25 protein-coding genes and 1 pseudogene are annotated in these 26080 nt (G+C 55.4%); 12 read left to right on the forward strand and 14 right to left on the reverse strand.

All coding sequences use genetic code 11. The features are described 5' to 3' along the window. The first annotated feature begins 167 nt into the window (after nucleotides 1–167). Nucleotides 168–3008: a class I adenylate cyclase gene (locus F6S08_RS31120; protein WP_315872746.1), complete on the forward strand. Its 2841-nt coding sequence runs from the start codon at nucleotides 168–170 to the stop codon at nucleotides 3006–3008. Here the strand turns inward: F6S08_RS31120 and rnk are convergent. The 3 genes from rnk to cyaY form a co-directional block, all read right to left on the reverse strand. Next, nucleotides 3005–3415, reverse strand: coding sequence for a nucleoside diphosphate kinase regulator (gene rnk / locus F6S08_RS31125; protein ID WP_053127715.1), 411 nt, complete (start codon nucleotides 3413–3415; stop codon nucleotides 3005–3007). The two genes, F6S08_RS31120 and rnk, sit on opposite strands and share 4 nt — an antisense overlap. Nucleotides 3416–3546: 131 nt before the next feature. Next, a complete protein-coding gene (locus F6S08_RS31130; RefSeq protein ID WP_027608322.1) occupies nucleotides 3547–3765 on the reverse strand; it encodes a DUF1289 domain-containing protein in 219 nt (72 codons plus the stop codon). A 2-nt stretch (nucleotides 3766–3767) separates the two neighbouring features. After that, nucleotides 3768–4100: an iron donor protein CyaY gene (gene cyaY, locus F6S08_RS31135; RefSeq protein ID WP_315872747.1), complete on the reverse strand. Its 333-nt coding sequence runs from the start codon at nucleotides 4098–4100 to the stop codon at nucleotides 3768–3770. A 238-nt stretch (nucleotides 4101–4338) separates the two neighbouring features. On the opposite strand from cyaY, the gene lptM reads away from it, so the two are divergent. From lptM to F6S08_RS31165, 6 genes are read left to right on the forward strand one after another with little or no spacing between them, the layout of a single operon-like run. Beyond that, nucleotides 4339–4509 (forward strand): LPS translocon maturation chaperone LptM, encoded by a 171-nt coding sequence (lptM, locus tag F6S08_RS31140; RefSeq protein WP_010207449.1) that lies wholly within the window; start codon nucleotides 4339–4341, stop codon nucleotides 4507–4509. 9 nt (nucleotides 4510–4518) lie between these two features. After that, nucleotides 4519–5766, forward strand: coding sequence for a diaminopimelate decarboxylase (gene lysA / locus F6S08_RS31145; RefSeq protein WP_065926684.1), 1248 nt, complete (start codon nucleotides 4519–4521; stop codon nucleotides 5764–5766). A gap of 3 nt (nucleotides 5767–5769) precedes the next feature. Then, nucleotides 5770–6600 carry a diaminopimelate epimerase gene (gene dapF, locus F6S08_RS31150; protein ID WP_315872748.1) on the forward strand — a complete coding sequence of 277 codons (831 nt, stop codon included), beginning with the start codon at nucleotides 5770–5772 and terminating at the stop codon, nucleotides 6598–6600. A 13-nt stretch (nucleotides 6601–6613) separates the two neighbouring features. Then, the gene (locus F6S08_RS31155) at nucleotides 6614–7333 is read left to right on the forward strand and encodes a DUF484 family protein (protein WP_027608318.1); all 720 of its coding nucleotides are present in this window, start codon (nucleotides 6614–6616) and stop codon (nucleotides 7331–7333) included. A gap of 2 nt (nucleotides 7334–7335) precedes the next feature. Then, nucleotides 7336–8235, forward strand: a complete 900-nt coding sequence (gene xerC, locus F6S08_RS31160; RefSeq protein WP_315872749.1) for a tyrosine recombinase XerC — start codon at nucleotides 7336–7338, stop codon at nucleotides 8233–8235. Beyond that, nucleotides 8232–8927, forward strand: a complete 696-nt coding sequence (locus F6S08_RS31165; RefSeq protein ID WP_074847965.1) for an HAD family hydrolase — start codon at nucleotides 8232–8234, stop codon at nucleotides 8925–8927. Before xerC ends, F6S08_RS31165 begins: the two co-directional genes overlap by 4 nt. Nucleotides 8928–9122: 195 nt before the next feature. Here F6S08_RS31165 and sutA read toward each other — a convergent pair whose 3' ends face one another. The 4 genes from sutA to glnK all read right to left on the reverse strand — a co-directional run bounded on the left by sutA (nucleotide 9123) and on the right by glnK (nucleotide 11886). Beyond that, nucleotides 9123–9449 carry a transcriptional regulator SutA gene (gene sutA, locus F6S08_RS31170; RefSeq protein ID WP_027608315.1) on the reverse strand — a complete coding sequence of 109 codons (327 nt, stop codon included), beginning with the start codon at nucleotides 9447–9449 and terminating at the stop codon, nucleotides 9123–9125. Nucleotides 9450–9550: 101 nt separating this feature from the next. Then, nucleotides 9551–9976, reverse strand: a complete 426-nt coding sequence (locus F6S08_RS31175; RefSeq protein ID WP_065926688.1) for a secondary thiamine-phosphate synthase enzyme YjbQ — start codon at nucleotides 9974–9976, stop codon at nucleotides 9551–9553. A 199-nt stretch (nucleotides 9977–10175) separates the two neighbouring features. After that, a complete protein-coding gene (locus F6S08_RS31180) occupies nucleotides 10176–11513 on the reverse strand; it encodes an ammonium transporter (RefSeq protein WP_027608313.1) in 1338 nt (445 codons plus the stop codon). Between the two features lie 34 nt (nucleotides 11514–11547). After that, nucleotides 11548–11886 (reverse strand): P-II family nitrogen regulator, encoded by a 339-nt coding sequence (gene glnK, locus F6S08_RS31185; RefSeq protein ID WP_002555808.1) that lies wholly within the window; start codon nucleotides 11884–11886, stop codon nucleotides 11548–11550. A 422-nt stretch (nucleotides 11887–12308) separates the two neighbouring features. On the opposite strand from glnK, the gene F6S08_RS31190 reads away from it, so the two are divergent. The 4 genes and pseudogenes from F6S08_RS31190 to F6S08_RS31205 all read left to right on the forward strand — a co-directional run bounded on the left by F6S08_RS31190 (nucleotide 12309) and on the right by F6S08_RS31205 (nucleotide 15552). After that, nucleotides 12309–12569, forward strand: a complete 261-nt coding sequence (locus tag F6S08_RS31190) for an accessory factor UbiK family protein (protein WP_065926689.1) — start codon at nucleotides 12309–12311, stop codon at nucleotides 12567–12569. A 225-nt stretch (nucleotides 12570–12794) separates the two neighbouring features. Next, nucleotides 12795–13646: pseudogene (locus F6S08_RS31195) on the forward strand (YifB family Mg chelatase-like AAA ATPase); the annotation flags it as partial. Between the two features lie 993 nt (nucleotides 13647–14639). Beyond that, nucleotides 14640–14801 carry a hypothetical protein gene (locus tag F6S08_RS31200; RefSeq protein WP_248748498.1) on the forward strand — a complete coding sequence of 54 codons (162 nt, stop codon included), beginning with the start codon at nucleotides 14640–14642 and terminating at the stop codon, nucleotides 14799–14801. Beyond that, complete coding sequence (locus tag F6S08_RS31205) at nucleotides 14785–15552, forward strand: reverse transcriptase domain-containing protein (RefSeq protein ID WP_248748497.1); 768 nt, start codon at nucleotides 14785–14787, stop codon at nucleotides 15550–15552. The genes F6S08_RS31200 and F6S08_RS31205 overlap by 17 nt, the downstream gene beginning before the upstream one ends. Before the next feature lie 464 nt (nucleotides 15553–16016). Here F6S08_RS31205 and F6S08_RS31210 read toward each other — a convergent pair whose 3' ends face one another. The 7 genes from F6S08_RS31210 to F6S08_RS31240 form a co-directional block, all read right to left on the reverse strand. Continuing rightward, nucleotides 16017–17012 carry a TIR domain-containing protein gene (locus F6S08_RS31210; RefSeq protein ID WP_248748496.1) on the reverse strand — a complete coding sequence of 332 codons (996 nt, stop codon included), beginning with the start codon at nucleotides 17010–17012 and terminating at the stop codon, nucleotides 16017–16019. Between the two features lie 298 nt (nucleotides 17013–17310). Then, a complete protein-coding gene (locus F6S08_RS31215) occupies nucleotides 17311–18483 on the reverse strand; it encodes a S8 family peptidase (RefSeq protein WP_283099309.1) in 1173 nt (390 codons plus the stop codon). An 11-nt stretch (nucleotides 18484–18494) separates the two neighbouring features. After that, nucleotides 18495–19487 carry a caspase domain-containing protein gene (locus F6S08_RS31220; protein ID WP_248748495.1) on the reverse strand — a complete coding sequence of 331 codons (993 nt, stop codon included), beginning with the start codon at nucleotides 19485–19487 and terminating at the stop codon, nucleotides 18495–18497. After that, nucleotides 19484–19873, reverse strand: a complete 390-nt coding sequence (locus F6S08_RS31225; RefSeq protein ID WP_248748494.1) for a TIR domain-containing protein — start codon at nucleotides 19871–19873, stop codon at nucleotides 19484–19486. Before F6S08_RS31225 ends, F6S08_RS31220 begins: the two co-directional genes overlap by 4 nt. A gap of 36 nt (nucleotides 19874–19909) precedes the next feature. Beyond that, nucleotides 19910–20398, reverse strand: coding sequence for a toll/interleukin-1 receptor domain-containing protein (locus tag F6S08_RS31230; RefSeq protein ID WP_248748493.1), 489 nt, complete (start codon nucleotides 20396–20398; stop codon nucleotides 19910–19912). Between the two features lie 28 nt (nucleotides 20399–20426). Further along, nucleotides 20427–22643, reverse strand: coding sequence for a S8 family peptidase (locus F6S08_RS31235; protein WP_248748492.1), 2217 nt, complete (start codon nucleotides 22641–22643; stop codon nucleotides 20427–20429). After that, nucleotides 22640–23815, reverse strand: coding sequence for an AAA family ATPase (locus F6S08_RS31240; RefSeq protein ID WP_248748491.1), 1176 nt, complete (start codon nucleotides 23813–23815; stop codon nucleotides 22640–22642). Before F6S08_RS31240 ends, F6S08_RS31235 begins: the two co-directional genes overlap by 4 nt. 488 nt (nucleotides 23816–24303) lie before the next feature. Here F6S08_RS31240 and F6S08_RS31245 point away from each other — a divergent pair, with 488 nt between their 5' ends. Beyond that, complete coding sequence (locus tag F6S08_RS31245; protein ID WP_315872750.1) at nucleotides 24304–26073, forward strand: hypothetical protein; 1770 nt, start codon at nucleotides 24304–24306, stop codon at nucleotides 26071–26073. Nucleotides 26074–26080 lie beyond the last annotated feature (7 nt).

Raw genomic sequence — 26080 nt, forward strand, 5'->3', positions numbered from 1 at the left:
TCCGTATACCGCCCATGGAGTCCGGCTCTTGCGGACTCCGAGGGCACTGCTGTGCAACGGCCCGCTTTTTGACGTCAAAAACCATTTCCCTCTAAACCTCCTACGCGACTGGCTGTAAACTCCTACATGGCCGCCCGCGTCGGGCCCTGCGAGCCACCGAGTTCGACATGACCCGCACCCATGAAATCCGCCCTGACCTGGACGAAGGCATCGACCGCAAGGTGCTGGCCCAATTGCGTGCGCGCTTCATGGCCCTCAATGAAGGTCGCATGGCTCGTGCCGTCGAAGGGCTGACGCCGCGCCAGCAAAGCGTGCTGACCCTGCTGCCGCTGTTTTTTCACGTCAATCACCCACTGTTGCCGGGGTATGTCTCAGGCAGCACGCCGGCCGGGCTGTCGAACTTCGAGCCCGACGCCCAGGCACTCACGGAAGCCCAGCGCCTGACCCGCTCGTTCTCTTACAAGCCGCGTCCGGTCAATCAACCCAAACCGATCCACGGTCTGTTCCTGATGGGCAGCCTCGGCACCCTCGCCCAGGCCGACCAGAGCGACATGGATGTGTGGGTGTGCCACGCACCCGACCTGGGCGAAAACGAGCTCGCGGAGCTGCGTAAAAAATGCCAACTGCTGGAAGCCTGGGCCCTGGGCATGGGCGCAGAAGCGCACTTCTTCCTGATTGAGCCGACGCGCTTTGTACTCGGCGAGCGCGACACCCAACTCAGCTCCGACGACTGCGGCACGACCCAGCATTACCTGTTGCTGGACGAGTTTTACCGCACAGCCATCTGGCTGGCCGGGCGTACGCCGATCTGGTGGCTGGTGCCGGTGTATGAAGAGACCCGCTATGCGGAATTCACCCACACACTGATCTCCAAGCGTTTTATCCGCGCCGATGAAACCCTCGACCTCGGCCACCTGGCGCGTATCCCTCCCGGTGAATTCATCGGTGCCGGGCTGTGGCAACTGTTCAAGGGCATCGAGTCGCCCTACAAGTCGGTGCTCAAGCTGCTATTGACCGAGGTCTACGCCAGCGAGCACCCGAACGTGCACTGCCTGAGCCTGCGCTTCAAGCGCGCGGTGTTCGCCAACCAGATGGACCTGGATGAGCTGGACCCGTACATCGTGGTGTACCGCCGTATCGAGGAATATCTCAAGGCACGCAACGAGCCGGAGCGCCTGGAGCTGGTGCGTCGCGCCCTGTACCTGAAGGTCAACCGCAAGCTCAGCGCCGGTCAGCGCAGCACCAGTTGGCAGCGGCTGTTGCTGGAGCGCCTGGCCCACGAGTGGGGCTGGGACCAACGCCAACTGGCGCTGCTGGACAGCCGCAGCCAGTGGAAAGTACGCCAGGTGGCCTCCGAGCGCCGTGCCCTGGTCAGCGAGCTGAACTACAGCTATCGCTTCCTGACCCAGTTCGCCCGGACCGAACAGACGGTCAGCCTGATCAACAAGCGCGACCTCAATGTGCTGGGACGGCGCCTGTATGCCGCCTTTGAACGCAAGGCCGGCAAGGTTGAATTCATCAACCCCGGCATCGCCCCGGACCTGGCCGAAGACACCCTGACCCTGGTGCAATCGCCCAACCGCAAGGAGCCCGGCCAGCACCACTGGGGCCTGTACAACGGTAATCTCACAGCCCTGGAATGGGAGCACTTCGCGCCGATCAAGCGCAGCCGCGACCTGTTGGAAATGCTCACCTGGTGCCACCGCAACGGCGTCATCGACAGCAGCACGCGCCTGGCGCTGCACCCCGGCACCAGCGACATGACCGAATTCGAGCTGTTCAACCTGCTGGGCAGCCTGCAGCAGGCTATCGCCCTGCCCCTGGCCAGCGTTGATGAAGCGCGCCTGCTGCGCTCGGCGGTGCCCGAGGAAGTGTTGCTGCTGATCAACGTCGGCGTCGACCCGCTCAAGCATCATCGCGACCTGAATATCCTGATGACCACCGAGCGCACCGACTCCCTGAGCTATGCCGGTGTGCGAGACAACCTGGTACTGACCCTCGATCAGGTCACGCTCAACAGCTGGAACGAGGTGATGGTCAGCCGCTACGACGGCCCCCATGCCCTGCTCGATTGCCTGCGCGACTACCTCAATCAACTGCCGTCGGATCATCTGCCTCGGCTGCGGGTGCGCTGCTTCTGTCACAACCGCGCGCAGTTCATTGCCCAGCGAGTGGAAGAAATCTTCGACACCGCACAGAACCTGCTGCTGGGTCAGGGCAATCACCGCTACTTGCTCCAGGTACAGCAGCACTATCACGTGATGGAGTTGATGCCCGGCCAGGCCACCCACGTATCACTGGCGACCCAGGATGCGCTGGTCGCCTACCTCAGCGAAGAATTGGCCAGCTACAGCCCGTTGCACCTGGATGCCATGGCCCTGGAAGACCACGACCTGGCGCTGTTGCTGCCCATGGGCATGGCCGATTGCGTGCAAGTGTTCTACCGGGTCAACGAAGGCTTCGCCGAGCTGTATGTGCTGGATGAATTCAACGCGCTCTGGCAGCAACGCTTGCCGTTTCATGATGAGCAGAGCCTGTTGGCGCCGTTGCAGCGCTTTTTGCAGTCGATCATCTATCGCCGGGAAGCACTGTCGCCCCTGGACACGCAACAACCGTTGGGTGAGGTGCAAATCTTGTACTACCAACTGCTGCCGTCAGGCAGCACGCGCGCGCGTGGGGTGGAGCCGCGGCCAGCCCCGCAGAACCCCGCGAACAAACCGTTTTATGACGTGCAGGCGATTATCGGCAAGGCGGCGCCGGGCCAGGTGGGCATAACCCTGTACTGCAATCAGCGGGAGTTTTCCGAGCTGGAGTTTGGCGACCAACTGTTTGCAGTGGTCGCCCAGGAAATCGTCGGGCAACGCCGGGAAACCGAGCGCTACCGCTGCTACATCACCGACCTCGACCTGTCGGGGCTGCTCGGTGATGTGCAAAGCCCAAGCAATTTGTACCTGCGCTACAAGGCCGAGCTGGAGCTCGCGCTGAATGAGGCGCTGAGCCAGGTCTAGAGAGGGAAGGCGCCGCCATCCTTGGGCTGACCATCAACACTGAGCAGCTCAAGCTTGAGGGTCTTGCCGCCCGGTGCCGGCCAATCGATGTGCTGCCCTACCTGCAGGCCAAGCAAGGCACTGCCCACCGGGGCCAGGACCGAAATCTTGCCTTCATCGGCATTCGCATCTTTCGGGTAGACCAGGGTCAGGTGGTAGTCCTTGCCGCTGCCTTGCTCACGGCAATGCACACTGGAGTTCATGGTCACGACCGTTGCAGGCACTTCATCGTGGCCAACCACTTCTTCGGCGCGGTCGAGTTCGGCTTGCAGTGCAATAACGCCCGGCTGCGTCTCGTCCATACGGTCGATCAATTGCTCAAGACGCTGCACATCAAGACGGGTGAGGATGATGGAAGGTGCGGTCATGATTCAGGCAGACTCCTTTTTTCTGCACAAAAAAGCAAAACCCCGCCAGGAAAAGGCGGGGTTCTCACGGGCCTCGATGAGTTGAGGCGTATCCGGACACTACCACAGCACCGTAAATAAACAAGACGGGCTCAAGGCGCGGCCTTGCGTTGCTCGGCCTGGGCCACGATCACTCGGCGCCGCTGATCATCGGCGGAGCGCCATTCACGGATGTCTTCCACATGGCGGAAGCAGCCGAGGCAGACTTTTTGCTCGTCCAGGCGACACAAACTGATACAAGGTGACGGCACCGCCGGGCTGACATTACTGAACAGCGGCTTGGGCGGGCGTACAGGCGCAGGCTGGGTCACGGTCAGATCTCGTCGAAATCCAGCTCGGCGCCGGTATATTCGTGGACCAGGCGCGCGAGCATCTCGCCCAGCAACTCTTCACTCTTGTCACACTGCCATTTGCCGCTTTCTTCGTCGTAGTCGAAGTGGACGCCACCGGAGCGCGCCGCCAGCCACAGCTGACGCAGCGGCTCCTGGCGGCTGAAGATCAGTTGCTGGCCACTCTCGAACTTGACGGTCAGCACACCGGCCGAGTTTTCCAGATCCACATCCAGGTTGCTGTCGTCGAAAATATCTTCCAGCTTCTCTTGGGTGGCATCCACCAGGTCGTGAAAACGGGCTTCGGTCAAACTCATTGTGGCAACCTCGAAAGTGTCTGGTTTTGCTCAAGCGCCGCACGATACGGGCGAGCCCCGCCGATTGCAAAGGATACCGATTTCAACACGATTGACGGCGTGAAATATCCTCAACCAGCGTAGTCCGCTTCCCGACCATCTCGGCAAACCCCCGCCGGACGGGTATTTCAGCGCATAGGCAAGCTGGCGGGTGGTCGGTATACTCGGGCGCAATTAATGCATATTCAAGGATTTCGCCATGAAGCGCCTGATCTCTTCCCTTGCTGCGCTCGTCGCGGTCGCTTGCCTCGTTAGTGCCTGTGGTCAAAAAGGCCCGCTGTACCTGCCCGATGACAGCAAAGACCCGAATGAACAGGCGCAATCGTCGCAAAAGCCCTCCAAAGCGCATAAGCACGACACCTACGAATAAGGGAGCTCCATGGACGCTTTTAACTACCGGGACGGCGAGCTGTTCGCGGAAGGCGTGGCGTTGTCCGCGATTGCCCAGCGCTTTGGTACCCCGACCTACGTGTACTCCCGTGCGCATATCGAAGCCCAATACCGCTCGTTCACCGACCCGCTCGATGGCGTACCGCACCTGGTGTGCTACGCAGTCAAGGCCAACTCCAACCTGGGTGTACTGAATGTCCTGGCGCGTCTGGGCGCCGGTTTCGACATCGTCTCCCGTGGCGAGCTGGAACGGGTCCTGGCCGCCGGCGGCCAGGCTGACAAGATCGTGTTCTCCGGCGTAGGCAAGAGCCGCGAAGACATGCGCCGGGCCCTGGAAGTCGGCGTACATTGCTTCAACGTAGAGTCCACCGACGAGCTGGAACGCCTGCAAGTCGTCGCCGCCGAGATGGGTGTTCGTGCGCCGATCTCACTGCGCGTCAACCCGGACGTCGATGCCGGCACCCACCCGTACATTTCCACCGGTCTCAAAGAGAACAAGTTCGGCATCGCCATTGCCGACGCCGAAGACGTGTACATCCGTGCCGCCCAGCTGCCGAACCTGGAAGTGCTGGGTGTCGACTGCCATATCGGCTCGCAACTGACCACACTGCCGCCGTTCCTGGATGCCCTCGACCGCCTGCTGGCATTGATCGACCGCCTGGGCGAATGCGGCATCTACCTGCACCACATCGACCTCGGTGGTGGCGTGGGCGTGCGTTATCGCGATGAAGAGCCACCGGCGATCGCCGACTATATCCAGGCCGTGCGCGAGCGCATCGAAGGCCGCGACCTGACGCTGATGTTCGAGCCGGGCCGCTATATCGTCGCCAATGCCGGCGTGCTGCTGACCCAGGTCGAGTACCTCAAGCACACCGAGCACAAGGACTTCGCCATCGTCGATGCGGCGATGAACGACCTGATCCGCCCGGCGCTGTACCAGGCCTGGATGAATGTCACCGCGGTGACGCCTCGCAACAGCGAAGCACGCGCCTATGACATCGTCGGCCCGATCTGCGAGACCGGCGACTTCCTGGCCAAGGATCGTCAACTGGCCCTGGAAGAAGGCGACCTGCTGGCCGTGCATTCGGCCGGTGCCTACGGGTTTGTCATGAGTTCCAACTACAACACCCGCGGACGTACCGCCGAGGTGTTGGTGGACGGTGATCAAGCGTTGGAAGTGCGTCGCCGCGAGACGGTAGCCGAGTTGTATGCTGGCGAAAGCCTGCTGCCGGAGTAAGCCATGCTGCTGCGTTTTACCAAGATGCACGGGCTGGGCAATGATTTCATGGTCCTCGACCTGGTCAGCCAGCACGCGCACATCCTGCCCAAGCACGCTAAACAGTGGGGCGACCGGCATACCGGGATTGGCTTCGACCAATTGCTGATCGTCGAGGCGCCAAGCAACCCGGAGGTGGATTTCCGTTATCGGATCTTCAACTCCGACGGCTCCGAAGTGGAACAGTGCGGCAACGGTGCGCGCTGCTTTGCACGCTTTGTGCTGGACAAGCGCCTGACCGCCAAGCGGCAGATTCGCGTCGAGACCAAGAGCGGCGTGATCGAGCTGGATATCCGCAGCGACGGCCAGATCAGCGTCAACATGGGCGCGCCGCGCCTGGTGCCGGCGGATATTCCGTTCCAGGCGACCGAGCAGGCCGCCAGCTACCTGCTGGACGTTGACGGCCAGACCGTCGACATCGCTGCCGTGTCCATGGGCAACCCCCATGCGGTGCTACGGGTCAACGACATCAACACTGCCCCCGTGCATGAACTGGGGCCGAAGATCGAACACCACCCGCGCTTTCCGGCGCGGGTCAATGTGGGTTTCCTGCAGGTGATCGACCGTTCCCGGGCGCAATTGCGCGTGTGGGAACGCGGCGCCGGCGAAACCCAGGCCTGCGGTACCGGTGCTTGCGCCGCTGCCGTGGCCGCGATCAGCCAGGGGTGGATGGATTCGCCCCTGTTGATCGACCTGCCCGGTGGACGCCTGTCCATCGAGTGGGCAGGCCCTGGCCACCCGGTGATGATGACCGGGCCGGCCTCGCGCGTATACGAAGGACAGGTCCGTCTATGAGTGAGCCAAGCCAATGACCGATAAGCCTCAAGTACCCGCACAAGCAACTACCCCGAGCGAAAGTCTGGAGGCCGCTGCCGTCGCGGCGTACCTTGAGGCTAATCCGGACTTCTTCGTCGAACACGAAGAACTGCTCCCGGCCCTGCGCATCCCCCACCAGCGCGGCGACACCGTGTCGTTGGTGGAGCGACAGATGAAGATCCTGCGCGAGCGCAATATCGAAATGCGCCACAAGCTCTCGCACCTGATGGATGTCGCCCGCGACAACGACCGTCTATTCGAGAAAACCCGCCGTCTGATTCTTACCCTGATGGACGCCACCAGCCTGGAAGAAACGGTCATCGCCGTGGAAGACAGCCTGCGCCAGGACTTCCAGGTGCCGTTTGTCAGCCTGATCCTGTTCAGCGACAACCCGATGCCGGTGGGTCGCTGGGTCAGTGGCGGCGACGCGCAAACCGCGATCGGCGGCCTGCTTTCCGAAGGCAAGACCATCAGCGGCACGCTGCGCGAGCACGAGCTGGACTTCCTGTTCGGCGCCGAACAACGCAAGCAGATCGGCTCTACCGCCGTCGTCGCTCTCAGCCATCAAGGCCTGCACGGCGTCCTGGCCATCGCCAGCCGCGATCCCGCGCACTACAAAAGCTCGGTGGGCACTTTGTTCCTCACCTATATCGCCGAAGTACTGGGCCGCGTCCTTCCGCGCCACACCACCGCCCTGCGCGCGGTGCGCTAGCCATGGAACGGCAACTGGACGCTTACTGCGCTCACCTGCGTAACGAGCGCCAGGTGTCACCCCATACCCTGGAGGCTTACCGACGGGACTTGAACAAGGTCCTGGCGTATTGCGAAAAACAGCAGGTCACCAGCTGGAAGACCCTGGATATCCAGGGCCTGCGCAGCCTGATCGCACGGCTGCACCAGGCGGGCCAGTCCTCGCGCAGTCTGTCGCGACTGCTGTCGGCGGTGCGCGGTCTCTATCACTACCTCAATCGCGAAGGCCTCTGCGACCACGACCCGGCCAACGGCCTGGCCCCGCCGAAAGGCGAGCGACGCCTGCCCAAGACCCTGGACACCGACCGTGCCCTGCAATTGCTCGATGGCGCCGTGGAGGACGATTTCCTCGCCCATCGCGACCAGGCGATCCTCGAACTGTTCTACTCTTCAGGCCTGCGCCTATCGGAGCTGACGGGCCTGAACCTCGATCAACTGGACCTGGCCGACGGCCTGGTGCAAGTGCTCGGCAAAGGCAGCAAGACTCGGGTGCTGCCGGTAGGCAGGAAAGCCCGCGAAGCCCTGCAACTGTGGCTGCCGCTGCGCGCCCTGGCCAACCCGGTGGACGACGCGGTGTTTATCAGCCAGCAAGGGCGGCGCCTGGGGCCGCGCGCCATCCAGGTACGGGTCAAGGCTGCCGGCGAGCGCGAGCTGGGGCAGAACCTGCATCCACATATGCTGCGGCACTCCTTTGCCAGCCATATGCTGGAATCGTCCCAGGACCTGCGCGCCGTGCAGGAACTGCTTGGCCATTCCGACATCAAGACCACGCAGATCTATACCCATCTGGACTTCCAGCACCTGGCAACGGTCTACGACAGCGCCCATCCACGGGCCAAACGCATCAAGGACGGCGACTCATGAACATCAAGCTGATCACCTTCGACCTGGACGACACGCTCTGGGACAACGTACCCGTCATCATCAGCGCCGAAGCGTCGATGCGCGAATGGCTGGCCACCCATGCCGCCAAGGTGGGCGACCTGCCCCTGGAGCATTTCGCCAGCCTGCGCCAACAGGTGCTGCAACGGCATCCCGAACTCAAACACCGCATCAGTATCCTGCGCCATCGGGTGTTGATACATGCGTTTGAAGAGGCCGGTTATCCACAGCCTGAGGCCACGGAAATGGCCGATGTGTGTTTCGAAGCGTTCATTCACGCCCGCCATCAGCTCACGCCTTTCCCTGAGGCCGAGCCGATGCTGCAAGCGCTGCGCCAGCATTTTCTGCTGGGTGTGATCACCAATGGCAATGCCGATGTGCAGCGTGTTGGCCTGGCGGACTACTTTCACTTTGCGCTACGCGCTGAAGATATTGGCATCGCCAAGCCGGATGCGCGGCTGTTCCAGGAAGCGCTGCAGCGCGGCGGAGTAGATGCCAGTGCGGCGGTGCATGTTGGCGACCACCCCGGGGACGACATTGCCGGGGCTCAGCAGGCGGGGCTGCGGGCAGTGTGGTTCAACCCGTCGGGCAAGGTGTGGGAAGGGGATAAACTCCCGGATGCACAGATTCGCAGCCTGACGGAGTTGCCGGAGTTACTTCGCAGCTGGCAGTAACACGGGTGAGAAAAATGTGGGAGGGGGCTTGCTCCCGATAGCGGTGTATCAGTCTCCAGATGTATTGACTGACCTACTGTAATCGGGAGCAAGCCCCCTCCCACACTTGATTGGGGGTAACCTGTAGCCGGTTATTACAGGCATGAAAAAACCCGCAGCGACGGCGGGCTTTTTCTTACAAGCAGGTGGCTGACCTTAGATAGGTCGGCTGCCGTACTTGTTATCCGGCTTCTTGGGCGGGTCAGCAACCACATTGGGCTCGACTTCGACCACTTTGCCGCCTTTGGCAAGAAACTCTTCCATCGCACGGGCCAGGGCATCGCGCTCTTTGTTCTTGGCCTCAACGCTCGGCAATTCATCTACCGAAACAGCAGCCTTGGCTTTGCCCTTGGCAGCTGGAACAGGAGCGTCATCACCACCGTCGTCCTCAGCAACGTCTTCCGCCGCCGCTTCAAGACCTTCTTCGGTGTCGTCTTCGTCACCTACTTCGAGTTCGTCGTTTTCCAGATCATCGTCGCTCATGTTCTACCTCATGACTTGCGAAAAGCAGATTAGTTATAGCCCAGCTTCGCCCTCTGTCGAGGTTGCCGGAAAAAAATCACATCCACCGGATAACCAGTGGCTTATGCCCCATCACCGTGCAAGGTGGCGAGGACTTTACGAGCACCGCCATGATCACGGTGCTCGCCCAGATAAACACCTTGCCAGGTCCCCATCGCCAAGCGGCCGGCCTTGACCGGCAAACTCAGCTGGCAGCCCAGGAGACTGGCCTTGAAGTGCGCCGGCAGATCATCCGGACCTTCGTCGTTGTGTTCGAACCCGGCGTAACCTTGCGGCACCAGCGAGTTGAAAAAACGCTCGAAGTCACGACGAACCGCCGGATCGGCATTCTCGTTGACCGTCAACGAGGCCGAGGTGTGCTGCAGCCACAGGTGCAACAGGCCCACGCGGCAGGCCTTCAGCTCAGGCAAGCCGGCAAGCAACTCGTCAGTCACCAGGTGAAAGCCCCGGGGCTTGGCCCGCAGGGTAATCAGGGTCTGTTGCCACATACAGTTCTCCGCCCATCGGCGCGCATTCTAGCGCGCTCTGGGAAAAAACAAAGTGCCGAATACGCCTACGTGCCTGTAAGACATTCGCACGCTGGAAAGTGCATGACAAACTCTGCGCAAAAACCGGCACAGCTTGTTATGACTGACAAACGCCAGGCAAAAAAATGCCCGGCAAGCCGGGCATCTTTTTTTCGCGTACTTACAGGTTGTAGCCGCGTTCGTTGTGTTGCGCCAGGTCGAGGCCGACAGCCTCTTCCTCTTCGGTAACCCGCAGGCCCATGACCGCGTCCAGCACCTTGAGGATGATGAAGGTGACGATGGCGGTATAGATCACGGTGAAGCCGACACCTTTGCACTGGATCCAGACTTGAGCTGCGATGTCAGTCACGGTGCCGAAGCCGCCCAATGCAGGGGCTGCAAACACACCGGTGAGGATCGCACCGACGATACCGCCGATACCGTGCACGCCGAATGCGTCCAGGGAGTCGTCGTAGCCCAGCTTGCGCTTGAGGCTGGTGGCGCAGAAGAAGCAGATCACACCGGCCACCAGGCCGATCACCAGGGCGCCCATCGGACCAACAGTGCCGGCGGCCGGTGTAACGGCGACCAGGCCAGCCACTACACCCGAGGCGATGCCCAGTGCGCTTGGCTTACCGTGAGTAATCCACTCGGCGAACATCCAGCCCAGGGCTGCAGCAGCGGTAGCAATCTGAGTCACCAGCATCGCCATGCCGGCGGTGCCGTTGGCCGCAGCCGCAGAGCCAGCGTTGAAGCCGAACCAGCCGACCCACAGCATGGCCGCACCCACCAGGGTGTAACCCAGGTTGTGAGGCGCCATTGGAGTGGTCGGGAAGCCTTTACGCTTGCCGAGCACGATGCACGCCACCAGGCCAGCGACACCGGCATTGATGTGCACCACGGTGCCGCCGGCGAAGTCCAGCACGCCCCAGTCCCACAGCAGGCCACCGTTGCCGCTCCACACCATGTGGGCGATTGGCGCATAGACCAGAGTGAACCAGATAGCCATGAAGATCAGCATGGCGGAGAACTTCATGCGTTCGGCGAACGCACCGACGATCAGCGCCGGGGTGATGATGGCGAAGGTCATCTGGAAGGTGATGAACACGGCTTCCGGGAACAGCGCAGCCGGCCCGGTGATGCTGGCCGGGGTCACACCCGCCAGGAACGCCTTGCCCATGCCGCCGAAGAAGGAGTTGAAGTTGACCACACCCTGTTCCATACCGGTGGTATCGAACGCGATGCTGTAGCCGTAGACAACCCACAGGATGCTGATCAGGCCGGTGATGGCGAAGCACTGCATCATCACCGACAGAATATTTTTGGAGCGCACCATGCCGCCGTAGAACAGCGCCAGGCCTGGAATGGTCATGAACAGCACCAGCGCGGTGGATGTGAGCATCCAGGCGGTGTCACCGGAGTTGAGGACTGGAGCAGCCACTTCGTCTGCCGCCATGGCCAGGCTTGGCATTACGATGGACAACAGGGCTCCGAGCCCTGCGAATTTACGCAGAGTCATATTGTTTTCTCCTGGGGCGTTGGGGTTTGGCGGCTTAGATTGCGTCGGTATCGGTTTCGCCGGTACGGATGCGAATAGCCTGTTCCAGATTGACCACGAAGATCTTGCCGTCACCGATCTTGCCGGTGTTGGCGGCCTTGGTTATCGCCTCGATAACCCGGTCAAGATCCTTGTCGTCAATGGCGACATCAATCTTCACCTTCGGCAGGAAATCCACTACATATTCCGCGCCGCGATACAGCTCGGTGTGACCCTTCTGCCGACCGAAGCCCTTGACCTCAGTAACGGTAATGCCCTGCACGCCGATCTCGGACAACGACTCGCGTACATCGTCCAACTTGAACGGCTTGATGATGGCAGTGACTAGCTTCATGAAAACTCTCTCCCGAATTGGTGGACTTGCCCCAGGAAAACAAACCCGTCTCAAGTCTAAGCGCAGTGCCTGGCTTTGTAACGCATCGTCGCAAGGGCAGTTGCCATTGCGACGCCAGCGAACCACTGGTGACGAAACCTGTACCCCTGATCCGTCGGCGCACTGCATTCGTCACAGCGACTGCATCAGTGCATGGGTCATGATCGTCTAAGCAGAAACCTTGCCAGCTCCGTAAAAATCACTGAAATCAGTCCTTTGCTCACCTAGGCCCACCAACGGGGCCATCCGGCGCCTGCAATGCGCACGAAAACGGTGCATAGCCGCCCAGCCTGATGCGCGAAAAGCGTGCGACCCAGGCCGTGAAAAAGACTATAGACGCTGCGTGATACACTGCCCGCCAACAGTTTTCCGGAATATTTCCCATGCTCGCGCCCAAAGACCTCCTCGACGCCCTGAGCGGCCACGCCTCTCGCCTGTTCAGCGGCGACACCCCGCTGCCCCGCAATGAAATCGAAAGCCAGTTCAAGGCCTTGCTGCAAAGCGGTTTCAGCAAGCTCGACCTGGTGAGCCGGGAAGAGTTTGATAGCCAGATGGTGGTGCTCGCCCGCACCCGTGCGCGGCTGGAGAGCCTGGAGGCGAAGGTGGCGGAGTTGGAAGCTCGGTTGACCAACACTGCCGAGTAACTGAGGCAACTCGGTCAAAATGTGGGAGCGGGCTTGCTCGCGAATGCAGTCTGTCAGACACGAAGATGCTGACTGATCCAGCGCATTCGCGAGCAAGCCCGCTCCCACATTTGTTTTGCGCTGCACCTCGGATACGTTCTGTAAAACCTCCTCCACGCTGCACTTCCCCACCTCATCTACCCTTGAAAAACCGCAGGAAGCGGCCGCCCATTTCAAGGAACGAGCATGTCCCTCGCCATCGTCCACAGCCGCGCCCAGATCGGCGTCGAAGCCCCTGCCGTCACCGTTGAAGTGCATATGGCCAATGGCTTGCCGTCCCTCACACTGGTGGGTTTGCCCGAAACCGCCGTCAAGGAAAGCAAAGACCGCGTGCGCAGCGCCATCCTCAACTCGGCCCTGCAATACCCCGCGCGCCGCATCACCCTCAACCTCGCGCCCGCCGACCTGCCCAAGGACGGCGGGCGTTTTGACCTGGCGATTGCCCTGGGGATCCTCGCCGCCAGCGTGCAGGTGCCAGCGTTGATGCTCGATGACATTGAATGCCTGGGTGAGTTGGCGTTGTCCGGTGAAGTGCGTGCGGTGAAAGGCGTGCTACCGGCGGCTTTGGCGGCCCGCAAGGCCGGGCGCACCGTGATAGTGCCTCGGGCGAATGCCGAGGAGGCGTGCCTGGCGTCGGGGTTGAAGGTGATTGCGGTAGACCACTTGTTGCAAGTGGTGGCGCACCTCAATGGGCACGTGCCGATTGAGCCCTACAAGTCCGATGGTTTGCTGTACCTGAACAAACCCTACCCAGACTTGAGCGAAGTGCAGGGCCAACTGTCGGCAAAGCGCGCCCTGCTGATCGCCGCAGCGGGTGCGCATAACCTGTTGTTCAGCGGCCCACCGGGCACCGGCAAGACCTTGCTCGCCAGTCGCCTGCCCGGCCTGTTGCCCCCCTTGAGCGAACAGGAAGCTCTTGAGGTGGCGGCGATCCAGTCCGTCGTCAGCCTCGCGCCGCTGAGCCATTGGCCACACCGGCCGTTTCGCCAGCCACACCACTCTGCGTCAGGGCCGGCGCTGGTGGGCGGCGGCTGTAGGCTTTCGAATTAAATGAGAAACTTTTGAAATATATGCGACTGATGATATTGGCCGCTTGCGGAAGCTAAATAGCATATTCAGCCTAGACAGGAACCCGACGCTTCCATCAATGGGTGATGCCTTGGGCATCGTTTCCGTTGGGGCCGATCTGTCACGTTTACTGGTGAAAGGGTGGTTATTATTGTTTTTGGATACGGGAATCGACAAAGCTCACCCAGTCATCCGTGTGGTACGCTCAGAACATTGCCCGATTCACGAGGCTACCCAATGAGTAGGTTTCACCAGTCAGATAGCAGCTTTACCGAGATCATTGAAGGCAAGGCTCGTCGACGCGAAGAACTAATTAAAGCTATCCGAGAGGCGGACCCGGCTGTCTTCGCTGAAGTAACTGAGCGCCTCAGAGAGACTATGCGTAATAGAGATCCAAGCCAGCGACGTCGCCGGCTAGGCCCACTGTTGTAGCAGTTCCGGAGCCTTACCAGTTGCTCTTCCAGCAGCCAATCGCAGGGCGTTTCACAAGCGCAACTGCACCAGCTTCCGTTCGTTGATGCCCCCCTGACTCCGGTTGCTTCCGGGGACTACATCTAGGCCAGACACGCCCTCTAAATCGTCTCTAGCTTCCTAACCGAAACTTAGCCTTGCTGACTGGCAGGTTCTGCAGCCCAGCACGGAGACAGCTCTCGGCCAACAAATAAGAGCGCTTCGTGAAGGGCAGAGATCGATACATCGCGGCCATTTTTGGCCTCTAGAAAATTACCATCAACTCACAGGGCTATGAGCCAGAACTTTACGACGTTGCGGCTTTTCGACGTGAGGTGTTAGGATCCAATCTTCCTGGCGACAGGCTGCCCCGCAGCGTGTCCCTCATCGCGTCACTATGTGATCTCTGGGTTATCCGATATGACTCCTTTTCGTCTCATCGGTCTCCTCGTTGGTTGTAAAGCCATGCGCTTAGCGCTCGGTCAGCCAGGAATTTAGATGAGGTACGTAATCATGAAGAAATCTGATTACAGCCAAGCTCAGAAGCGTATTGAGTTTGCTACCAAGATCTTCACTTTGGCTACGGTCATTTTGAAGTTCGTGGATGCAGCTCTCCCGCTCTTGAGCGTGGCTTTTAACTATTCTGAGCCTATACCTGATGCAGAACTCTCATAAATGGCTCAGCAGATTTCGACTAAAATCTAACACTTGGGTGTATGTTCCGACTTTAGAAACTTTAAACGAAGGAAAACTTCTCAAGAAAATCATTGAATTCAGATGGCTCCCTCCAGCCAACTACTATCACTTGAAAAGTGGTGGACATGTTGATGCTGTCAAATACCACCTTAACGGAAAATTTTTCGTTCATGTCGATGTAAAAAAATTTTTTAATAGCATAAATCGAAGCCGTATAACTCGCGAATTAAAACCATACTTCGGATACGAAAAATCAAGAGCTATAGCTATGGAGTCAACTGTTTCGATACCGCTTGACTCAGGGCAGATTTTCGCGCTGCCATTTGGTTTTGTTCAGTCAACAATTATAGCGTCGCTATGTTTTCGAAAGAGCTCTCTTGGAAACACTATTGACATGCTGAACAAGGCTGAAGGTGTAAGGGCAAGTGTCTATGTTGATGATATTATCATATCTACTCAATGCTTCGAAAAGGCAGAGGCTGCCCTCTTGATGATCCAGAAAAGTGCAGCGCGGTCTGGATTTTCTTTAAATGAAGAAAAAACTCAAGGCCCATCCCACTCAATTACTGCATTCAATATAGACCTGCAATACCAATTTATGAAAATAACTGACTGGCGATTCAGTGAGCTTTTGTCAAGCTATAAAGATGCCTCAAGTGATAAGCAAAAAAGTGGGATATGGGGATACGTTAACTCGATAAGTCCTGCGCAAGCGTCTACGTTAGTGTAGATTTATATTCCCCACTTTAGCTTTGCTGAGTTTCCTCCCAAATTCGTAGAGTGCTTTTAACTAATGCTCTTGGCCGCCCGCCGCCTGTCGTGACCGCCAGAAACTGACCCGATGCAGCCGGTCAAGACAGACTACTAACGCACAAGCTGCCCTTCATAAGTGCTACTTTCACGCCCTGTAGGCGGCACCTCTACGGTCTCTGCGATTCGGGCCAGATCTTTATAAACTCTTCAGAAACAACAAAATGCTAGACCTTCTTCGCTTAGTAATTTTGCGTTGATAGATGGAAAAGCTGGAAATCCAACTGCCAAGCTATTCCAATCCATGTCTATTCAGAGTGATGCGTCTACAAAAAAAGCGTTCAAACCCTAATTTCAGGTGGCTTAAGCGCCTTTTGCCACAAATATCTCAGAACAACCGATGAAGCGCTTTCTAAATTATGCGCCGATGGTAACCGTCCGTCATTAATCATAACGCGGCCGGACAAACTGTATCAAAGATGTCCTTCCCTGAATATAAATAATACGGACCTCCATAACTACGCCATTAGAGTCCTCAAGTTCAAATGGTTCATCAACCTTGAAATCGGCTGGCTGATTCTTGCCGCTATCAATCGCAATATTGTCCGCATACAGGTATGTTCTGTTGCCTGTGTCAAGTATAGGATTAAGCCGACCCTCAAGCCCAGGTATGTATCCAGTGCTATGACAAATTACTGATCCTGTGTTTTCAGTAGCTGCAAGGGTTACCTGAATGTCTTCAGCTGGATCCCAGGATGCGATCAAGGCGGCAGGAAAGTCGGGGTGTGCCACAAGCAGCTGATACTGACGGCGGGTGGGAATACTTAGTATGACTTTTCCGTTGGCGTCTGTTTGCCCGCTCTTTGTAGTATTGTTGTCTGCAATGGCCACAACAGTAGCCGAGGCTACAGTAGCGCCGGTGGAGGAGATCACCGATACGCTGGGTATCAGAGGGTCAAAGCGTGGGATTGTTGTAGTCGCAAAGAGCGCTTTGCGGATCGACCCAGAAGGCACTGTTCCACCATTGTTGATAAGCTTCTTATGGATCACTTCAACAAATTTTTCTGGAGAACGCTCGATAAGTGAGATGTAACCGGTGGTCGGCAGAATACCGGATATCTCCGTATCATCGAAGCGGGCCGGAAGTATGTATTCCTGGCTTTCTTGGAAAGCCCTAGCCTGCATGGCTGTGCGCTCATGGCTCGTCCACAGTTTCTTGGCATAATGCTTTGATACGAACATGATCGTATACATAGCCTTGTTCATGTAAATGTCAGATAAATAGTCGTAGAGGTTCTTACCCCAGAGGTTATCCTCTTCAAATTTATCGTAAAAAACCTTTACTCCGGAGTCTCGCAAAAGGTTTGCTACTTGGTCTACATAACCACGATCCTCTCCCGCAAATGAGAGAGCGATATCAAACTCACGTTGATCCGACATGTTCTAATCCTTTATGAACTGCTGCGTGTAGGCGGCGATCTCCAACGACACCGCACAGGGTATATCATTTGATTTGAAAGCTAATAATAGGCCACTACCTGCAGAGTGGGCGAGCCAAAAGGCCCGCACATTGACGGGCTTTGGCGTTATCGAGATTCTTTCCTACCGGTTCACATCGTAAGCAGCGGCGCGAGCCCGATCGGCAAGACCTACTTCACCATCTGCTGATTGGTCGCCAAATGGTTTCCGACAACCACCTCAACCTGGCCGGCGCCGCTTAAAAGCTCGGCTCCAATTACTACGCCGGAGATGTAACCAATCCAAAACCGAAATCACTTCGGTCAAACTGAACTGAAAACAATTTGCGTGCAGTAGATGTCAGCTGAGAAAAAACGGCAGTTGAAGTTACTGGAGCCCCCTCCTTCACAGCATACTCCCACCATAGTGCTGCGACGCCCGCAACATGAGGACAAGCCATGCTGGTTCCATTAAGCGAATGCAGTGTCCCTCCTGGCCAGGCCGATAGTATATCTACGCCAGGCGCGGAAATGTGAGCGAGGCTATTAGAGAAGTCCGCAATACCAAACTCTTCACCTAGCTGATGTGCTGCTGCTACTGAAATCACCCCGTCGGCTGCAGCAGGTACCGAAGCTGAAATTCTATATTCACTACGTAAATCTCGGCGACTTTCGTTTCCTGCAGCAGCGATGACAACTGGAGAGCCACGGAAAGCACCTTCAGCCTTAAACATTGCCATCAGCGCATCAAACATACGCAAATTTCCACGATAGGCTTCAAGTGCTTCGGAGGTAGCCAAATCTACCGGCCAACCCGCATCCACTTTACGTTGTACAGTTCCTGGAAAATCGAAGCCTAAGGACATCGAAATGATATCCGCCCGCTCCCGCAAAGCCCACTGAAGCGCCTGAAAAATCATTTCAGAACTTCCCCCACCATCGTCATCCAAAACTTTTCCAATCAGCGCTTTTTTTACGCCGCGCGCGATTCCGATCCGTTGGCCATTCACATCCCGGCCAAAGATTGTTCCTGCGCAGTGCGTACCATGCCCATTAGCGTCATGGTTACCGGTCCCGGAAAAGTCTTGCTGATTCAAATCTACTCCAGCGAAGGCTGGATGAGCCGCATCAATCCCCGTATCCAAAACAGCGACCGTTACGCCGTCACCGGTATACGGAGTAGAGTCCGCTCTAACTGCAGCAATTCCCCAAGCATCGCCCGTAAAGGTGGCTTGACTACTTAGCGGTTTGATCAAGCGAGTAGCAATTATAGGTGCTGCAGACTTCACTCGTGGATCTTGGCGAAGATCCGCGACAGCATGCGCGGGAACGCTTTCGATTTCTATTTTCAGCTGAGGTTTCGCACTGCTGATCGCCCGTGCCCCGATCATAGCGCCTCTCGTGAGCTGATGCGTTGCAGGTGCGACGTCTCTTAGTACAACGTACTTTTCCATGACATTACTCTCTAGATCCGTTTCATTTCAGCCAATTTTCTGTAGTGCGCTCCGAGAGCAGTAAGCTTGCAGCCTTTCGAGTCAATTGCCGCATAGTACATGTGTTCCGCACCATCAGGGACTACTAGACCATGGCGATTGAGGAGCTGTAATTCTTTAAACACTCGAACATTATCTTCATTAACCGGAAGCGCCCTAAACTCTTCAGGAATGTTATTCCGATCAGGCTCAAACGTCGGATTAAGAGAGAAAATACTAGATCTGTCAGGGAATAATTTTGGCAACCGCCTTAAAGTCTCGTCGGGAATTTTGCTGGATACTTTCCTTAAGGTTATAAAATTCTGGACATTCGCCTTATAAATTGGACGCTGTTCCCATGAACCGAGCGTCTGATCTACATAAGAATAAATAGATGCAGGTGTAATATTTCCTCGAATATCGGCGCATCCACCAGAAAGTCCATCGACCAATAAATCAGTAAATACTCCGCCATACTGCCCTTCCATCGCAGCTTCGTCGCGATGGCAGGCAGTTAAAATAGTGACGCCCGTACCGATCTCAGCCGTACCTTTCGCGCCAACTCTATCTGGCTCACCGAGTTTCCCCGAATGACAGCAGTCTAATATGATAACACTTGACTTAATTTTAGGATAAGCCGCATTTGCTAGAGCTAGCACTTCCGAAAGAGAAACCCCCCAACCTGGCTTTTTCCCATCTTGACTAACCAAATGACCATGGTTGGTGGTTTCGTCAATAATCCCATGTCCTGCAAAATACAAAACTGCAGTCTCTGCGTCACCCGAAAAAAGCTTCTTCATTGATTCAAGCATTAATTCATATGTAACATCACACTCACTACTAAGAAGCTCTATGACACTAAAGTTAGGATCACCATTTCCGTGACTATCAAGTAATTTAGACACGGACACAGCATCTTTAACGCATCCTTTAAGTGGATATTCGGAATAATCATCGATACCAATAATCAGAGCTTTTTTAGTCATCTGGCACCTCCGATCAAACTTTTCAAGTTCGGCCAAGTCCACTTATATATCTGATCTGAGAGCTTAGCTGCCAGTGGTTTAACACAGTTTTTGTCGGAATACCCCCACAAGAGAAAATAAGGCACCCCCTCTTCTTGGGCTATTTTGATTTCGGCGCTGACACCTGTAGCTGAGTTCGTATGCACTCCACAAATTACGCATACAACATCAACGGCTCTAATTCTCTGACGAGCTTTGTCCTGCCAATTTTTGTCTATATGTTCTTTTATTGACCAGTCTGCAAGCTTAAACGGACTATCTGGGTTTTTTGCCTGACCAACCAAAAGCATTTTGAGAACATCGTCATGATCATAATCAAAGCTTATAAAAACTCGAGTTGTTGTCATGTCCTCTCCCTAGCATAGTTTTTAAAGCTAAAATAATTACTGCCCCAACTTAGTACGCAGCGAACGATAAAATTGTTTTGTTCCACTACGGTTTGCACTGGCTGTAACAGAGTCCAGTGTGCCGTACTTCTCGAAGCTTTCAGTAATGATCATTTCAGATACCGTCGACGCATACTTATCTAGATCACTATAGCTCTTTAAATAGGGCCACTTCATCAGGTATTCAGGCAACACGACATTGGTGCCAAATGTGGCAAGCGGATAGTCCTTTTCCGTAGCAACGCCAATTTCCCATGGCACCCACCATGAAGCCTTTGTCGCATCAGACACGATCGCCAGAAGATGAGTACACCGATTGAGCTCCGATCGGACGTGCTCAGCAATTTCCTCCCCCCTTTTAAGGTTCGGATCAATAACATCAAGATAGCACTCAATATTGTGCTTCTGCTTTAGATGCGACTGAACAGCAATCGCCGAGTTAGAATCTTGCTGTTGATGCGAAATAAAAATCTTTGCCCTAGACATTACTTACAAGCTCCTTGTTATAAAAAAATCAAACCCTGATTGGGATTGAGACTTGCGGTTGAATTGGCGTAAGTATTCTCGCGTAGGCACTCAAAATGTCAGCATACAGATCTGGATGTTTCGGCGCTTCAACCGTGATAATCAACGCGTATCTGATTTTCTTCGCGTGATCAGCAGCCCCGCCCCCCTCACGAGCGTTGTAATGGATATCAAACGCGGGCTCATCCAAACTTGTACCTCGCATTCTACTTTGATCATGCAGTACCGTTTCCCACTTACCGGAATCCGAACGAAGCTCTGCCTCCGTCGCAAACTTCTTTTTCTTGAAAAAAGACTTAGGCTCCGCATTGGCCTTACCTTCCTTGACCCTCCCTTCATTTGGCCGAAAGGTCACCTCCAACCCTGCCCGCGTGTATGAAGCAGAGTCTTGGGGGTCCGTTGCGCTCGCAAAAGTGAAGGTAGCTTTAACGTTCACCATTCCTGTTAGCCCGCCAACCGGTAGAGGCAATGGTGCTCGTAAGTATTTTCCAGGTTTCAATTCCCCCTGATACACAATCCTAGCGACGCCCGACGGACATGCAATGATCGCCATCAACTCTTCAGGAACTTTACCCCAGCCAACTTCAGCAGTTTCATGACCATTTGTGTCCGCAGCATGAATCAGAAGGGCTTTGATAGCGAGAGGTGAAAGACCCGCACCTAGTACGGCTCGAACTCCAACCGCGCTTCGAAGAACATTAGGTGCAGCGAAGCTTGTCCCTTGAAGCGGTACTAGCTCGGACTGTACGCCTGGGACTAACGCGTGAAAATACTCTTTACTTGAACCACCGAAAGCCATGAGATCCGGTTTGATGAATCCTGGACTTCGCCCTGGGCCCTTGGCACTGTAGCGGGCTCTCCGCCAAGTTGCATCAGAACTGTTTGTAGCTCCCACTGCAACTGCATTAACGGAGTCCGCAGGCACCTGAACTCTGTCATAACGTAGAAAGGCGTCTCGAAGTCCGTTGTTTCCAACCGCGACGGTCATGAAGGTTTCACCATCGCTCAGCAACTCATCTATTACAGAAGTCCAAGTGTGAACCTCGGTGTCCTCCATTGGGACATCTGGGCCAATACTGAGGTTGATAAACTCATACTGGCGCGAGAGCAAAACCTCTTCCACATGCCCCAAAGTACGATAAAGGACTAGAGGATCTTCACTGTTCGCACCATCATCCAATACACGTAAATGATCCACATAGGAATAGGGCCGCTCAGCCATCTCCTCTGGTTGAATGGCCCCAAATAAAAAAGCAGATGTCGCAGCTAACCCGTGCTCAGGCCCATCGAGATCATCAGAAGAATATGGATCCAAAACCCGATAATTTCTTACCCAGCGCCCAACGGGGTGAACCTTAGGTAGTCCGCCATCCAAAATGGCTACCCGGGGATCAGAAGACAAAGGATCTTGAGCGGGAAGAGAGCACTCAATAGCAGGTCCACTACGCCGAACACTCGGCAAAAGTCCTCGCATCTTCGGCACAGGCCGAACGACCCGTACAAATACAAATCTCGATAAGCTGAGGACCTTCTCTTGAGCTCCCTCGACCGGTACGAACCACAACGTACCTGCCTGAAAGCTCAGATCCTGATGAATTTTAACGCCGAGCTCTGCAGCGAATTCAGTAAAGGCCTGCTGAATGAAATTGCTCCCATCATCGGCCAGTAGGTGAATTCCGACCTCATAAAAACGATCTTTCTCAGTACCCGCGTCAGCGACTCGTTGCGATGGCTCAAAAACTCCAATTTGCTCAATGCGACGTAGATCCAAGGCCTCATCAGACTCCGAGTCGACATCGAGCATCCAATCACTTAACGAGCGAAAGGCCTGACGCTTGCCGGCTACGAATATTTCTGTTGTGGAACATTCTCTTGGATCGCCCTTACGTTTCCATCCATCCGGACGAATTGTCACCCTACGGCTGCCTATCGATTTAAGACCGACGGCACGAAACAAATCGGAAGGAAAAAATGAACGCGCAATGTAGCTTGGATTGAGTACAAACCTTGCGACACCGAAGTCATTTGGACAAGCGCCTTTAGGCAACGCATCTAGAGCTACAGCCGTATCGCGAGCCTGGTCAAATAAGCGATCTTGCGATTGCTTGAGGGTGTAAACCTCAGATTTGTCTGGATTTCGGCGCGGCCCCTTGATGTCATGAGTCAACAACTCGCCTCGGCCTATTAAAAAGTTAGTTTGAGTCATGCATCCTTTCTCGCCCTTGATGACCGCCCACTAACTATCCGTGTACTCGGTCTGTGTTTTCGAATGGTATCGCGACTGACACCCGTGATTTCGCTGACACGCCGCTGAGAAAGTCCAGTATGGCCGTCGAGCAAAACCGCAAAGTCAATCTGAGCCTGTCGATCAAGAGAAGCACATTTCGCCCTCACAAGATCTTCAATTAGGCTTTCAGCACTCCCTCCTCCGACTACAAGGCCCCTTCGCATTCGTCGCAATAGCCTTTCAATATCACTAAACGATTCACCTTGGAAAGAGTACGAAAGAACTTCTAGCCATTCTTTAAACAGATCGAGATCCGGCCCCAGAAAACGCTGGATCGCTGCGTCGACCGCGCCTGCTTCAGGAGCGCCGAATTCGATGACAAGGTCGAATCGCCGCCATAACGCAGGATCAATGAGCTCTGGGTGATTGGTGGCTGCAAGCAAAAGCCCAGTTGCTGGCCATTCATCCACCTCTTGGAGAATTACCGTTACCAACCGTTTCAGCTCACCGATGTCGCTGTCGTCACTACGGCGCTTTGCAATCGCATCCAGCTCATCAAGTAAGAGCACGCATGGGGTTCGCTTGGCATAATCAAGTGCATTACGCAGATTTGAGCCGCTTCGTCCCAAAAGACTACTCATGACAGCAGACAGATCCAAAACATACAGTGGGACACCAAGCTGTGCTGCCATCCAACGCGCTGTAATCGTCTTTCCTACACCTGGTGCACCAACGAAAACAGCCGACTTGGTTGGATCCAAACCTCGCGCAGCAAGCTCTTCAATCTGTTTTCGTTCATTGAGGATTTGCTCCAACGCTCGCTCGATGTCTTTAGAAAGCAAAGGCTTTGGAAGAGATTCGGTCTCGACAAAGCGCTTCAAAAGAGCGAGTTGCGAATCGTCATCAACTGGTAAAGCGCTGCGGCCCGTCTCTGCACTCTCGCGTGTTCGTCGCATTGCGGTCGGCGCAGCCTTGGGAGCGTTAGTTTTCAGGAACCCGGCCAACTCCTGCGCCAGGCTGGGTTCAGTACCTCGATACTGTCGCACCAACCTGGCTACGAAGAGACGAATGTCTTCACTCTTCTCTTCCAGTGCAAGACGAACGACCTGGGCTAAATCAAACTTAAATTTCTCGCATTCGTCCACAGACATCGCAAACCGCCGTATTTAAAGGGTTGAAAGCATTAAAAACATGGACTACATCCTATCATAAAATGAGAATCTCGCCCTAGCGACTGCTGAACGGCACGAATTCCTCTATAGCTAAAGCTTTAGCCCTACGACTAACGGGCCCTCAGACCTCATAAATTTTTGGATGGCGAGGAGGAGGAGCAGCTTGAAACAGGATAACTGTATATATATACATATTTCTTTAAAATTTACCCCAATTTCATCACCACCACCCATCGCGACAGCATCAATTACAGATGCCCAGCCCCACGTTTGTGGCCTCCATGGATGAGTTGACTGCTACTGTTGATTTGAAGAGGCTCCCGACGTAACGCTGGCGCCAATTTTCATCGCGCGAAACAAAACGACTAGATACACTGGCGCCGCAAAGTGATGTCAAAAAAGTGGCACGCCGGCGCTATCGATGAGGCGCGGAATGGGTTGAGCTGCAAGTCAGGAGAGAATGGTCAGTGACCGGAGCAGTTACGCGTTGCAATTTTGCCTACCGAAGGCCAGACCTCAGGAATCCTGATAGCAAAACCCAAAACTGGGTAGGCGACTACATCGTCTGGTGGTATGGCCCCGTGATGCGTAATAACAGGGCGATGTCTATCCCTCTTGCGGCCGTACTGTTCCGCGAACTGAAGGATAACGTCCCTGGTGAATTTAAGGTGGCCCACGTTCCCTTCACCAGCCTCCCCCATTACCGAGTCGGCACAATCTGGCGCAATGGCCACTGCATCTCAGACACCAAGCTTGCCACCGCAAGGCTCGCGGTAAACTTCAGCACAGAAAAACGGCGGATTACTTCACGCAGAGAGCTCATCGCCGCAGATCAAGGAAAACTCTTCGCAGATGAGGAGTATCCGTTACTCAGGGAAAACGAAGATGCCTGCAAGCTTCTCGACTTCTCGTTAGATGATGATAAAAACCTATTGATCCCCTGCACAGAGTACTTCGTACGTGCCTATGCCAGAAACATGGAAATCTGCAGGACGCTTGCGAATTTACGTTGGGACGATGTTTTTAACGTTCTTTATCAAAACCCGAAAGCAGAGCGTAATCTGCCCGTTTGGCTAGTTCGCCCAGGCCCGAGAATGCGCTTCTTCGACGCAGTGTTCCTGGCTCATATTCTCTACGACCCGCACACGGCTAGCGTTGTAAAAAGGGTGAATTCGCAATTCATGTCCCAAGCACCAGGCAAGCCCATGCTCCTCAAATGCGAACCATGGTTCGAAGGTCATGGTGAGATCCTCGGTCGGGGCAAATGGCTGAATGGCGGGAAAACTTTTTTGTGCTTGGATCTGATGGGAACAAGCATGCCCAAAGGTCCTGAAGTTGAATTTCAAAAACTGAAGTTCGACAGCAGCGAAGGCGTGGATGGACTGGGAAGAATCGTGCTGCCGCGCCCGATCAAAAGCGCTGCCCTTGAGGAGTTCCTCCAAGAGCGTTCCACGATTGAGCCCGATAGGCATGCCGAAATCTATGAGGCCAAAGCCGCGCCGTTCAAAGTGCTTGGCGAAAAACGGCCAGTGAAGAAATCAAAATCTGTCGTGAAAGCCAATAAAAGTCCACTTGGCCCAGCACCACCTAAGGCAGATGGAGTTTCTGCAGGTACTGGCACCGGAAGTGGAAAGAACGTCGGCAAGCTTGAGACCGTATCGGATGCAGAGCATGAGACAGCACCTGACGTGGCGCTGGAAACTCAAGGCTTTTTTATGGACATCTGGAATGCACTCAAATCAATCGCTGCTGACAATCCGGAAAAGATCCTACGCGTTGACTGGTACACGCCCCTCGCACGGTTCAGCAGTAAGCCGCCACTCGGTGTCGTTGAGCTCGTGGTCGAAAACGAAGAGGAGCTTCCATCAGATGTTCGCTCCTGGCTGTATCTCGACCGAAGCGCCGGACTGCGGCGGGGAATATTGATCGTCCGCATCAAGACGACCAAGGGCAATTTCTTTTGCTTCGAGGTTCAGCGAAAGGACGGGAAAGAAGGTGAAATCCCTCCGGGATCTGCAGGGCTGTTGATGACGTTCAGCGGAAATGAAGAGGCATTCAAGCATTTCGTCAACGAGCTATGCCGAAGGATTCCCGGCTACAGAGGGGTATTCAGCAAACTCAAGAAGCTGTACCCAGAAGAATACGTCACCTTTAACCATGGCAAACATGACAAGGAAATTCTTTATCGGAACATCCTCATCAACAAATTTGGTGAGCTTGATCTAGCGCTTGTCTAATCTTGGA

Origin of the sequence: Pseudomonas sp. JV449, from assembly GCF_032424295.1 — a bacterium.
GTDB classification, from domain to species: domain Bacteria; phylum Pseudomonadota; class Gammaproteobacteria; order Pseudomonadales; family Pseudomonadaceae; genus Aquipseudomonas; species Aquipseudomonas marginalis.